The organism is Bacillus sp. 01N45, assembly GCF_056399205.1.
The window spans coordinates 47,543-60,304 of the sequence record NZ_JBFTQW010000006.1 but is presented as its reverse complement, the minus strand read 5'-3'; the positions used below and the strand labels follow the sequence as shown (position 1 = coordinate 60,304).

Here is a 12,762-nt window from a genome sequence, read left to right as displayed (position 1 = left end):
TCGAACATCGATGCTTTTTCTTTACTTCACCTTATTTTTTCTGGCTTCATTCTCTATTTCATCACTTGTCACATCTAAGACATCTAATAAGAAAATGAAGATTGGAATACCGATAATTAATCCCCATACACCTAAGAAGTGTTCTGAGAAGATTAATACCATAAATGTATAGAAGATCGGTAAGTTTGTTTTTTGCGACATGAACTTCGGATTTAACACGTAACTTTCAAGCGCATGAATTACTGTTACGATAATTAAAATATAAACAACGTACATAATACCGCCAATATTGTAAGCAATCATACAAAGCGGGAATAACGAAATGATAACCCCAGCTACTGGAATTAAACCGAGTAAGAAGATCATTAACGCTAAACCTAATAATTGCGGGAATCCTAATATCCATAGTGCAATAACGGATAAAACACAGTTAACAACTGCAATTAAAAATTGTGCTTCGATTACTTTTCCGAATGAACGTGCAAATTTCTTACCGAAGTACTCAATTTCAGTATAGAAAATTGCAAGTCGGCTTTCTTTAAATTTTGCAGTAAAAGCAACGATCCGAGCTTTCTCCAATAAGAAAAATAAACTTAAAATTAAAGAAAGTAACACTTGAAGGCCAAATTTCCCAACATTCGTAATCGATTTATACAAAATGTCAACGCCTTGTCCTACATATTTCGAAAGTTCCATATGATTGACAGCATTAACTGCATACTTAATTAATTCACTATCCGGTGGGTTTCTTAAAAATACGTTAAATTGATAAATCAATTGTGAAATTTGTATCGTTAATACTGGTAAATATTTAAATAGCGTAATAGCAATTCCACCAATTAACATTACATATAGAAACGCTATAATAATTTTTCGGTTAATGGGCATGAAATGATCTAATTTGCGAGAAATAAACTTTTGGAATCGATCCATTAAATATGTGAGAATAAACGTAATTAAAATTAAATTCAACATACTTTGCAGCCCGTATAACACGAGAGCAAGTATTACTAATACGAGAAACCTCTGAAATCCTTTGCTTTGAAACAGGTTTTTTATTTGCATAATCGACGAGTACTCTCTCCTGTCCTATAAAGTAAAACGTTAATAAGTAGATTTTTTCTCTCTTCTCTACCTTTAATTATTCATTCATATAAAGATTTTTATAAGCTTATTATAGGTCTCTCTTAGCAGATCCTATAGTAGCTTACTTCTTATTTTACAATACAATGACCTAATTCAAAACGTATTCTACACAGTATTAATGAAGATTTAAGGAAACTTACATTTTATTAACATAGGTCTTACCACTACTGTAACATAAAAAGCAAGCTATCAGTAGAAATCTGTCCTACAAATAGCTTGCTTTTCTCGTTTTTTTAAGTAAGTTTTACTATCCAATGAATGGCATAAACATCGGTATGACAACTACAGTTACAACCCCAACTACTGTTACAGCAATACTTGCCATAGCTGCCTCTACTTCACCCATTTCAATTCCTACTGCCACTCCTAATGCGTGACCTGCTGTTCCAAGTGCTAAACCTTTTGCAATTGGATGTTTTACTCTAAATGTTTTTAAGAATAATGCTCCTAATGCGTATACAATAACTGCATTAAAAATAACTGCAAACGATGTAATTGCTGGTATACCACCAATACTTTCAGAGATTGGTAATGCAATTGCTGTTGTTGCTGCTTGTGGTAACATTGAATTCATTACTGCTGTATCTAAACCAATTGCTTTTGCAACAATAAACACGACAATTACTGAGCAAATAGATCCAACCACGATAGCCGATAAAATTTGCCACCAATATTTTTTTAACTTATCCACTTGTTTATATAATGGAATTGCAAACGCGATTGTTGCTGGTTCTAAGAAGAAGCTAATCATTTTTCCGCCAGTATTATATTCTTCAAAAGTAAAGTTACCTACTTTTAGAAAGACAATCCCTAATACCATCGCTACGAATAATGGTGTGAATAAGAAGAATCCTTTTGAATGCTTAAATAATAATGTTCCGATTCCGTATGCGATTAATGAAACGACGATTCCGAAATATGGAGTCATTGTGCTTGCCATGTTCATTCCCTCCTAGCAATATATACTAAATTGGTTACGCAACTTTTCCGTGCTTGCGTCCTTTATTTACTACTTTCAATTCTTTCGTATCTTCTATTTCTTTATCGTCTTTTCCTAAAATAAATTGTGCAAATAATCCTGTTACAGCGAGTAAAATAATTGTTGCGACAACAATTACAGTTAAAATTTGTACAAAATATTGTCCCATTACACCGAGAGAATTAATAACCGAAATACCTGATGGAACGAAAAGGAATCCGATAATACCTGTTAAAGCCGTTCCGAGTGATTCAACTTGTTCCAATTTAATAACTTTTAAACATAATAGGCTAAATAAAATAACTAATCCGATCACCGATGAAGGCATCGGAATTGGTAAATGCGTTGCAATAATATTAGAAACTAACATAATAGCTGAAAATATGAATGCTTGTGATAAGAAACTATATACTTTTTTCGTACTCATTTTGGCCACCTCTTTCGATTTGGTACCTTTATTGTATAAGATAAAAACAAAACTGTAAGCGTTTGCATAGCAGAACGTCAAATATACAAAATTAGTTACAAAAATAGGCAGATGAAATGCAAAAAGCTACTTCTTAAATACGAAGTAGCTTTTTGAGTTCTTTTGCATATGTACGGCTAACAGGTACTTTTGATCCTTCTTTCATAATTAAATTATATGTAGAATTGAACCATGGTTGTATTTCCGTAATATGATTAATATTTGCAATAAAACTGCGATGGACACGCATAAAACTTGCTTGTGGCAACTTCTTTTCCAAAATTACAAGTGTATCGTGTGTTACATACGTTTCTCTCATTGTTTTTACTGTCACTTTTCCGTCCACAAGTCCTACATATATAATATCTTCAATATTCACGAGTACAATCGATTCTTCAATTGGTAATGCTAATTTATGCATCTCGGTCGTTACGTCTACACTCTTTACCTCTTGATTTGTTTCTAATTTTATTTGTTTTTGCTTTTTATATTTCTTTAATGTCTGTACGATACGTTCTTCATCAAATGGTTTTAAAATGTAGTCTAACGCGTCTACTTCAAATGCTTGCAGCGCATATTGATCATAGGCAGTAGCAAACACAATTGCAGGGGGATTTTTCATCTTCTTTAATATATTTGCGATTTCAAATCCGTTATCATCAGATAGCTGAATGTCTAGGAAAACAATATCTGGTTTGTTTTTCATTAATTCCTCTAATGCATCCTCTACACAATCCGCCTCACCAATTATCTCTACTTCTTTCGTTTGCTCTAATAAATACTTCAATTCATCACGTGCTAACATTTCATCGTCAACTACTAATACTTTTAACACTCCGTTCTTCCTCCCCTATTTTTTTAGGAATAACAAAAGTAATCTCTGTTCCCTCATTTAATTCACTTTCAATTTGAAGCATTGTCTCTTTCCCAAATAACCCGATAAGTCGTTCATTAATATTATATAAAGCTGTTCCAGTCCCTTTCTTTGACGACACTACCATTTTTCCTAATTGTTCTAAGCGTTCTTCCTCAATTCCTTGTCCATTATCTTTTACTTCGAAGTGAACCATGCCCCCTTTTTCAAAAACATGCACTTCTACTTCGCATACTGGCTGTTTCTTCGGAAAAGCATGTCGCAACGCATTTTCAACCAACAGTTGAAGAACAAATGGTGGTACTAATGTTGTCTTTAACTCTTCCTCAATATACATCTTTACTTCATACTTATTTGGGAATCTTGCTTGTTCTAGTGATAGGTATGCCTGTACATGGTTTAATTCTTGTTCTAGTGGAATCAACAACTGACGTGCCCCTTGCAAATTACAACGAAAATACACGCTAAGCTGCAATAATAACTTCCTTGCCTTTTCTACATCTGTTCGGCATAAAGCTGATACGGTATTAATCGCATTAAATAAAAAATGCGGATTGATTTGTGCTTGTAACGCTTTTATTTCGGCATCTTGCAATAACTTACTTTGTAACTCTGCTTCACCTAACTCAAGCTGCGTGGAAAATATTTTTGCTAATCCTTCTGCAAGTTCCTCTTCAACACGACTTAACTGGTTAGGGTTCTTGAAATACAGTTTTAATGTCCCTATCGTATTTTCATGTGAAGTTAATGGAATAACAATAGCTGCTTGCAAAGGACAGCCTTCATGTTGGCAATTAATAACCTCACGTGATTTCGCTTTCATTATTTTCCCTGTATGTAAAACCTCTTTCGATAAACCTGTTATTAAACTGTGTGAAGGAATATGATGATCTGATGCCAATCCAACGTGAGCTAATATTTTCTCTGTATCTGTTAAGGATACCGCATCCGTTCCCGTAAAACGGTGAATAATTTGTGCCACATGTTTACAAGACTCTTCTGTTAATCCCCTGCGAAAATATGGTAATGTCTTATCAGCAATTCGTAATACTTTATGCGTTTGCAGAGCTTTCGCGTTTTCTTCCTGACGCAAAATAGCTTGTATCATTGAAAGTAAAATAAAACTTCCGAAACTATTTACAAGGATCATTGGTATCGCAATTGTTTTCACGATACTAGTTCCATCCTCTACGACTAATAGGATCATAATCATTTCTAAAGAAACAATAAACACGCTTAAAATCGCTGAAAATTTAGGCGTAATTGCACGATTATATTTTTTGAAAATGTGTCCAATATACCCAGTTATAACACCTGCTAAAATTGAAGAGATTGCACAACTTAGCGCTGTCGTCCCGCCAAGCATATAACGGTGAATACCAGCAATCGATCCTACTCCAATTCCGACGATAGGACCACCAAGCAATCCACTAATTCCAACACCCATAATACGTGTATTCGCAATTGTACTAGATGACGAAACACCTTGTAGCCAATTTTCATTCATAATTGTATTCCCCGCAATTTCAATTCCCGTGTAATTGCTGACAATTGTAAACACTGAAAAAATACAAATAAGCTTAAGCTTATCTACATACCCATCTTGTCTATGAAGAAGGCGCCTGAACGTTCTAATATGAGAAAGTAAAAATCCTAAAATAACAATAAGTCCGACACGTTCAATCATCATAAGTACTAAATTTAGCATCTGTGATTCATTCCTTTTTATATGAGTTAGTTTTATTATGGGAAAATAATGAAGTGGGCGTCAAGAAGAATGCAATATCTTTTGAAATATTTTACACATAACTATCCCCTCTTTATTTGACAACCTAATAGAAGAGTGCTAAAAATAAAGTAATATAATACAGTCCTTTAACCCAACCCCGTGAGGTTGAGAAGGAAGTCGGAATATACTATACGTATGGTCTTTTTTAGAGATACGTATGCTTTTTTGGCCTTCTCATCATATCAGGTGAGAAGGCCTTTTGTTATTCTTCCATAGCGACTGTAGAAGAAAATAAGGAGGAGTAATGATGAACGTTACTACTGATGTACAATCAACAACAGAGGAAACGAAGGAGAAAAGATATAAAACATTGTTTGGTTCTGCGCTAGGATATGCAGCAGAAGGTTTAGATATGTTGCTCTTATCTTTCGTACTCGTCTACATTTTAAAAGAATTTCATTTGAGCCCTGTTGAAGGTGGAAACTTGACATTAGCTACCACAATAGGAATGCTAATCGGGTCTTATTTATTTGGATTTATTGCTGATTTATTTGGGCGTATCCGTACGATGGCCTTCACAATCTTACTATTTTCACTCGCAACAGCACTTATTTATTTCGCAACAGATTATTGGCAATTATTAATTCTTCGCTTTTTAGTTGGAATGGGAGTTGGTGGTGAATTCGGGATTGGAATGGCCATCGTAACTGAAACATGGTCTAAAGAAATGCGCGCTAAGGCGACATCCGTTGTTGCACTTGGATGGCAATTTGGCGTACTAGTCGCTTCACTCCTTCCAGCATTTATCGTCCCGCATTTCGGATGGAGAGCTGTTTTCTTATTTGGACTCATTCCCGCTTTATTAGCTGTTTACGTCCGCAAAAGTTTAAGTGAACCGAAAATATGGGAACAAAAACAACGATACAAAAAAGAATTGTTACAAAAAGAAGCTGAAGGTAATTTAACAACTACCGAGGCAGAACAACTAAAGCAAATAAAAAAGTTCCCACTTCGAAAGTTATTTGCCAATAAAAAAGTAACGATAACAACAATCGGTCTTATTATTATGTCATTCATCCAGAACTTCGGATATTATGGAATTTTCACATGGATGCCAACTATTTTAGCGAATAAATATAACTACACATTAGCAAAAGCGAGCGGTTGGATGTTCATCTCTACAATTGGCATGCTAATTGGAATTGCAACTTTTGGTATTCTAGCTGATAAAATTGGTCGCCGTAAAACTTTTACAATCTATTATGTCGGTGGTACTATATACTGTCTCATTTACTTCTTCTTATTCACAGACTCAACATTATTGTTATGGGGAAGTGCATTGCTTGGATTCTTTGCCAATGGCATGATGGGAGGATTCGGGGCAGTTTTAGCCGAAAACTATCCTGCTGAAGCTCGCTCTACAGCAGAAAACTTTATTTTCGGTACAGGACGTGGTTTAGCTGGATTTGGGCCTGTTATTATCGGCTTACTTGCTGCAGGTGGTAATTTAATGGGAGCATTATCTCTCATCTTCATTATCTATCCAATCGGTTTAGTTACGATGTTATTATGTGTTCCAGAGACGAAAGATAAAGTATTAGAATAGATTGAAAATGTACAGAGTATGAACAGTAGTTAAATAAATAGCAAAGAGGAAGCATCTCAAATGAAACGCTTCCTCTTCTTATATAAATACAATTATTTATTTTGATTTACTAGCTTTTTGGAACAAGAAGCTAGTTTTATCTTCTTCTTTTACAATACCTTGTTTTAACGCTAATTCCCCTGCGACTTTAGGCGCTAGCCATAGCATCGGGAATAACAGAATAGATACTGGAACAGCCGTCACTACAATGAAGGATTGTAAGGCGTTAATACTTCCCTCACCCATATATAAAAGAATCGCCGCAACTGCGCCCATAATAAGCGACCAAAAAACTCGCAAACTAATTCTAGGATCTCCATCTCCAGTCACTGCCATTGAAATCGAATAAGCCATTGAATCTCCTGTTGTTACTACAAATAAAATTGTTAATAAAAGAAATGCAGGTCCAATAATATTAGATAGTGGCAGTTGCTCTGTAATTGCAATCATAGCCGCTGGCATACCAGATTCACTTAATGCCACCGAGATAGAACCAGGATTCATTAACTCATAAAACACACCTGATCCCCCTAGTATAGTAAACCAAAACGTTGTAATAATAGGTGCAATAATTCCAATTGCAACGATGATTTCTCGGATTGTTCTTCCTCTTGAAATTCGGCTCACTAAAATTGCCATCATCGGTCCATATCCAATAAACCATCCCCAGAAAAAGATTGTCCACGACCCTAACCAAGCTGTATCACCACGATATGTGCTCATTGGAATAAATTCATTTATATAAAATCCAAACGAAGAAACAAATGAATCGATAATAAATCCACCTGGTCCAAACAGTAATACGAATACCATTAATAAAACTGCTAACCTAACATTTAAATTACTTATAATTTGAATCCCTTTATCAATTCCCGTTACCGCAGATATAGTAGAAACAGCTACTACACAAACAATAATAGCTAATTGAGTAGTAAACACATCAGGAATGTTAAACAATGCTTGTAACCCATAACTTGCTTGTAGTCCTAAAAATCCGATTGGACCAATCGTCCCTGCAGCTACCGCAATAATGGCAAATACATCGATCATTGTTCCAAGCCAACTCTTTCGCAATCTCTCCCCAAAGATAGGATATAAAAGCGTTCGAGGTTTTAACGGCATATCTTTATGATAATGCCCGTACATCATAACTACCGCACTAATTGTACCTAAAATCGTCCAAGCCAGGAAACCCCAGTGCATATAACTTTGTGCTAAAGCAGGCATTACCGCTTCTTGCGTCCCAGCAGTTATACCTTCATGTATTGGTGGCACCGTCATCAAATGGTACATCGGCTCTGCGGCTGCCCAAAAAACGCCACCTCCAGCAAGTAATGTAGACATAATAATAGCGAGCCATTTTGTCGTACTAATCTCAGGTTTTTCTAGCCCCCCAAGTTTAACTCTCCCATATTTCGAAAATGCCATACACATTGCAACAACAAATGTACCAATTAATAAAACTTGCCAAAAGGCACCAAAATATTTAATTGAAGCTGCAAAACTGCTATTAATGACTCCCTCTACGTAACTTTTATTTAAAATAACTGCAATTACAAATAATAAAAGTGAGCCACCACTAATAAGAAATACAGGCCAATCCGTTTTTCGACTCTTCATTCTCATTTACACTTCCTCCTTCCTCAGCAATCTAAAAAAACAACTTTATTATGTTTTATTGTTTACATCCAAAACACAATGATTATATAAGCATAATAATTCATCAATTTTCTACACACTTATGTTGTCCCTAAAAATATGCTAAATCCCTTATTTAAAAGAAATTTTCTATTCCTATTACATAAAAAAGCAAAACAAAAGACCTTATATTTCTATAAGGTCTTCGAAACAGAAATTTGATTATAACATAAGGAACTCCTTGGTTCAAAAAGCTCCTTCCAAAAATAACCGAGAGTAAAGGCTTCCATTTGCTACGTAACAGTAATTAAAAAAAATTATAATTTGCATAAAAAAACTATACTAGCTATTATTTATGAAAGAAATTTGGCTTCAAAATTTCATTTGGATACGGTTTATGATAAATATGAGTGGTAGCTGGCGACAACGGTGGAATGAGCCATACCCAATTACCTGTTACAACCCGTCCACATGCCGCTTCCTGCTTCTCAAATTGTTGAAATTGTTGCGCAGCTGTATGGTGATCCACAATACTAACTCCTTGTTTTTTAAAAGAATGTAAAACAGCCACGTTTAATTCAATTAGCGCCTTGTCTTTCCATAACGTACCGTTTCTCGATGTATCGAGCTTCATCATCTCCGCAACAGCCGGCAGTAAATTATAACGATCATGATCCGCTAAGTTACGAGCCCCAATCTCCGTCCCCATATACCATCCATTGAACGGAGCGGCTGTATAGGAAATACCGCCAATTTCTAAGCGCATATCTGAAATCATTGGAACCCCATACCATTTTGCTCCTAAAGATGAGATTGGGTACTCTGGATGTTCAATTGGTACCTCTTTCACTTCTTTTTTTGGAATTTCTTTATATACAGGTTCTTTTCCATCGACAGAAAAAACAAGTGGCAATACATCGAAATTCGTACCTTCTCCTCGCCAGCCAAGTTCCTGGCAAAAATCCGTAAACGCAGTGGAATGAGAGTCACCAATCACTCCCATTTCTGTTTTATACCCTGCATACCGAATCAATTGGTGATTATAAATTCGTATATTATTTTCTTCACCTTGATATTGCTTAAAAATTGTAATTGTCGGTTTAACTTTCCCATCGTTCGTTGCATATTTAATATGATGAATTAATGCGTTGTATACACCTTCCTCATCATTTACTTCACGTGCATCTAATATGTGCATCTTACTCCAAAATAGTCTTCCGATACATCGATTACTATTGCGCCATGCCATTCGCGATCCATGAACAAGTTCTTCAAATGTATGCTCATACGTCCCCGTCTTCTCTATCTCAACTTGAATTTCTTTTATTCTCTCTTCTATGAATTGTTCTTTATTAAGCTCTTTATAGCAAACCGTAATAAAATGACTCGCTTCCTCTATTAATTGTTTCGTTTTACTCATAAACGATCTCCTTCTATTTCAACAAAACGTTACTACTTTACAGTATAAGCAAAAAGAATAAGAGTCACAAATGAAAGTCGAAGTGTTACTTTTATTGTAATATTTTTCAGAAAATTAAAGAGATTACTATTGACTTGTATAAAAAATAGGTGTATTTTTGACTCAGGTAAATTATTTTTACCTAGACCAACTTTTTAATGAGAAAGGAGGGAATGTTATGTCTTCATTTCAATTGCCAAAGCTTTCATATGACTATGATGAACTAGAGCCATATATCGATAGCAACACGCTTTCTATTCATCATGGAAAGCACCATGYGACATACGTAAATAACTTGAATGCCGCTTTAGAAAACTATACGGAATTACATAATAAATCTTTAGAAGAGTTACTATGTAATTTAGAAACTTTACCAAAAGAAATTGTTACAGCTGTCAGAAATAACGGTGGTGGTCACTATTGTCATAGTCTTTTTTGGGAAGTAATGAGCCCGCGAGGTGGCAGTGAGCCTAATGGAGACGTTGCAAAAGTAATTGATTATTATTTCAATACCTTTGACAACTTAAAAGATCAACTTTCCAAAGCAGCTATTAGTCGTTTTGGAAGTGGCTATGGATGGCTTGTTCTGGACGGTGAGGAACTTTCCGTTATGAGTACACCCAATCAAGATACACCTTTGCAAGAAGGTAAAATTCCATTACTCGTCATCGATGTATGGGAACATGCCTATTATTTAAAGTATCAAAATCGGCGTCCAGAATTTGTTACCAACTGGTGGCATACAGTGAACTGGGACCAGGTAAATGAAAAGTATTTACAAGCAATGCGATCACAAAAACATTAGTCGTGCGTATAAGGTAAGTTTGGTAATGTACAATTAGTATTGTCGAAATCCTCCAGAATCCCCCGGATTGCCACCGGGGGATTTATGATTATTTCATTGCATGTATGTAATAACGTAATACTTGTTCTATTTCTATTTTCAATTCTCGGAACGGGAATCCTAATTCACTAGCTTTTCCATTATGTAATGTACAATTAATCACTTCATTATAAGGTGCTACATTATCTCCTACTTCTTGAACGAGTGCTTTTATTCCCGTATTTTCTTCTATGAAATGAATAACTTCTCGAGTAGAAACTACCCCGTTGCTACAAGCATTAATTGGCCCTTCTATGTCCTTCATCCCGCACCAAGCTAAAAATTCTCCTGCTTCTTTTTCATGTATAAATGATAACTCTCCATCTAGATTATTCACGGCGACAGGTTCTTGCTTCACAATATGTTCAACGTAAAATTGTAACCTTTTCGTATAATCGTTTTCTCCAATAACAACTGGAAAACGTACTGCAACAACTGGGAATGTTGCTTGTTGAAATGAAACCGCTTCGGCTAATCTCTTTCCTTCACTATAAGTAAAATCCTTCCTACCACCATACGTAACGGCATACTCGTACGGATTAAAGTTCTCTTCTAATAAGCCTAGTGCTGGCTCGTAAACAGCCATTGAAGATGTCATAATGTATTTCTTCGTTTTTCCTCGTAACACTCCACATACTATCTTCGCCGCATTCGAGCTATAGCATAAATTATCGTATACGATATCATAACTTTTATCTTTTAGACGCTCAGCTAGTTGTTTTTCGTCTTCTCTATCTACAATCAATCTGTTTACTACACTTCCAAAAGAATCTTCAGTAATGCCTCTCGTCGCAATTGTTACATCGTGTCCAGCTTGCAAAAGTGCTTCTACTAAATGTTTACCAAAAAATCTTGTTCCCCCTAGCACCAATACTTTTTTCAAATTCATCATCCCCATTTTGATAAATTGTAAAATACTACCTCTCTATTATAAATGCTAATATAGAAAAAGCATGGAATTCGTTTAACGATTCCATGCTTTTCTACAGAAAATATATTAACGTACTCGATATTTATAAATACAATAACAGAAGTATAAAATAGAAATTACGGATACATAAACCCATAGTTCATATACGAATCCCTCTCCCCATACTCCCATAAAATAAAAGAGTGAAGGCAACGTCAATGTTACCCATGATTGTACGAAGGCAATTCTTCCAAGATATTGATTGATATTCTTCTTTTGTGTATTTAATACAAAGAATAAATACCAAAGTAATGCCCACATAAACCACGTTAATGCATTAACAACATCGTGAAATTGAACAAATGAAACAACCATATAGAATAAAGCAATAATTGCTACCCAAATACAAAACCAACCTAAACCGCTACTATCCATTCCTTTTATAAAGGTAACACCTACATATAAATAGGTTAATCCAAATAAGAAAGTAGCTGCATATGAATACACTGTCCAATTACTTTGGTCAGAAATCATGATCAAATAGAACGGAATAATAATTTGTAGTGCACCCACAAATAAATTAAAAACACCCGCACTTTTCATCTCTGCTTTCCCTAATATAACAAGACTATTTAAAAATAAAGCTGCACCCGAAAGTAATAATCCTACGTACCCCATATATCCTCATGTGAAAACCTTACATTTTCACACTGTACCCTCCCCGTCTTGTAAAAATTATATTATTCCTTATTCTCCTTCTTACTTACAACTACATACGAAGTTTTTTCGAAAATAAGTCAGACTTCCTACCTTAAAAAACAATAGAAAAACCCTTTTCATACATTTTATACAGTAATGATGTCAATCAAAATATATCACGCAATAAAAACGCTTTCAATAATACGTAATTCAAGCAAAAAGCTAACAAGATTATTTGATTATAAACGCACTTTAACAATGATACAAGTATTGGAATACTTTTCAATAGAACCGGTTGCTATTCAAATGCTATGGTCAGTAATATTTTATTACA

The 12,762-nt window shown here is 35.0% G+C and carries 11 protein-coding genes; 2 read left to right on the top strand and 9 right to left on the bottom strand.

The genetic code is table 11. The features are described from left to right. Positions 1–21: 21 nt before the first annotated feature. The 5 genes from AC1DMU_RS15530 to lytS form a co-directional block, all read right to left on the bottom strand. Positions 22–1,065 carry an AI-2E family transporter gene (locus AC1DMU_RS15530; protein ID WP_088065075.1) on the bottom strand — a complete coding sequence of 348 codons (1,044 nt, stop codon included), beginning with the start codon at positions 1,063–1,065 and terminating at the stop codon, positions 22–24. 328 nt (positions 1,066–1,393) lie between these two features. Continuing rightward, a complete protein-coding gene (lrgB, locus tag AC1DMU_RS15525; protein ID WP_000168869.1) occupies positions 1,394–2,086 on the bottom strand; it encodes an antiholin-like protein LrgB in 693 nt (230 codons plus the stop codon). A gap of 34 nt (positions 2,087–2,120) precedes the next feature. After that, positions 2,121–2,552, bottom strand: coding sequence for an antiholin-like murein hydrolase modulator LrgA (gene lrgA / locus AC1DMU_RS15520; protein ID WP_000104908.1), 432 nt, complete (start codon positions 2,550–2,552; stop codon positions 2,121–2,123). Between the two features lie 133 nt (positions 2,553–2,685). Further along, positions 2,686–3,426, bottom strand: coding sequence for a LytR/AlgR family response regulator transcription factor (locus AC1DMU_RS15515; RefSeq protein WP_048542820.1), 741 nt, complete (start codon positions 3,424–3,426; stop codon positions 2,686–2,688). After that, entirely contained in the window at positions 3,404–5,173 is a 1,770-nt protein-coding gene (gene lytS, locus AC1DMU_RS15510; RefSeq protein ID WP_088065076.1) for a two-component system sensor histidine kinase LytS, read from the bottom strand. Before lytS ends, AC1DMU_RS15515 begins: the two co-directional genes overlap by 23 nt. Before the next feature lie 328 nt (positions 5,174–5,501). Between lytS and AC1DMU_RS15505 the strand changes: the two genes are divergently transcribed. Continuing rightward, positions 5,502–6,800 (top strand): MFS transporter, encoded by a 1,299-nt coding sequence (locus AC1DMU_RS15505; RefSeq protein WP_088065077.1) that lies wholly within the window; start codon positions 5,502–5,504, stop codon positions 6,798–6,800. 96 nt (positions 6,801–6,896) lie between these two features. Here the strand turns inward: AC1DMU_RS15505 and AC1DMU_RS15500 are convergent, their stop codons facing one another. Further along, the gene (locus tag AC1DMU_RS15500) at positions 6,897–8,465 is read right to left on the bottom strand and encodes a BCCT family transporter (protein ID WP_088065078.1); all 1,569 of its coding nucleotides are present in this window, start codon (positions 8,463–8,465) and stop codon (positions 6,897–6,899) included. A 361-nt stretch (positions 8,466–8,826) separates the two neighbouring features. Continuing rightward, a complete protein-coding gene (locus AC1DMU_RS15495) occupies positions 8,827–9,897 on the bottom strand; it encodes a nitric oxide synthase oxygenase (RefSeq protein ID WP_088065079.1) in 1,071 nt (356 codons plus the stop codon). 217 nt (positions 9,898–10,114) lie between these two features. Between AC1DMU_RS15495 and sodA the strand changes: the two genes are divergently transcribed. After that, positions 10,115–10,741: a superoxide dismutase [Mn] gene (sodA, locus tag AC1DMU_RS15490; protein WP_476941527.1), complete on the top strand. Its 627-nt coding sequence runs from the start codon at positions 10,115–10,117 to the stop codon at positions 10,739–10,741. 88 nt (positions 10,742–10,829) lie between these two features. Here sodA and AC1DMU_RS15485 read toward each other — a convergent pair whose 3' ends face one another. Continuing rightward, positions 10,830–11,717 (bottom strand): NAD-dependent epimerase/dehydratase family protein, encoded by an 888-nt coding sequence (locus AC1DMU_RS15485; protein ID WP_142287457.1) that lies wholly within the window; start codon positions 11,715–11,717, stop codon positions 10,830–10,832. A 99-nt stretch (positions 11,718–11,816) separates the two neighbouring features. Further along, positions 11,817–12,407: an AmiS/UreI family transporter gene (locus AC1DMU_RS15480; RefSeq protein WP_000542569.1), complete on the bottom strand. Its 591-nt coding sequence runs from the start codon at positions 12,405–12,407 to the stop codon at positions 11,817–11,819. Between the last annotated feature and the right edge of the window lie 355 nt (positions 12,408–12,762).

Excerpts from the sequence above, each read along its gene's own strand:
- AC1DMU_RS15530 (WP_088065075.1), bottom strand. The coding sequence starts at position 1,065 with ATGCAAATAAAAAACCTGTTTCAAAGCAAAGGATTTCAGAGGTTTCTC.
- lrgB (WP_000168869.1), bottom strand. The coding sequence starts at position 2,086 with ATGGCAAGCACAATGACTCCATATTTCGGAATCGTCGTTTCATTAATC.
- lrgA (WP_000104908.1), bottom strand. The coding sequence starts at position 2,552 with ATGAGTACGAAAAAAGTATATAGTTTCTTATCACAAGCATTCATATTT.
- lytS (WP_088065076.1), bottom strand. The coding sequence starts at position 5,173 with ATGCTAAATTTAGTACTTATGATGATTGAACGTGTCGGACTTATTGTT.
- AC1DMU_RS15505 (WP_088065077.1), top strand. The coding sequence starts at position 5,502 with ATGAACGTTACTACTGATGTACAATCAACAACAGAGGAAACGAAGGAG.
- AC1DMU_RS15500 (WP_088065078.1), bottom strand. The coding sequence starts at position 8,465 with ATGAGAATGAAGAGTCGAAAAACGGATTGGCCTGTATTTCTTATTAGT.
- AC1DMU_RS15495 (WP_088065079.1), bottom strand. The coding sequence starts at position 9,897 with ATGAGTAAAACGAAACAATTAATAGAGGAAGCGAGTCATTTTATTACG.
- AC1DMU_RS15485 (WP_142287457.1), bottom strand. The coding sequence starts at position 11,717 with ATGGGGATGATGAATTTGAAAAAAGTATTGGTGCTAGGGGGAACAAGA.
- AC1DMU_RS15480 (WP_000542569.1), bottom strand. The coding sequence starts at position 12,407 with ATGGGGTACGTAGGATTATTACTTTCGGGTGCAGCTTTATTTTTAAAT.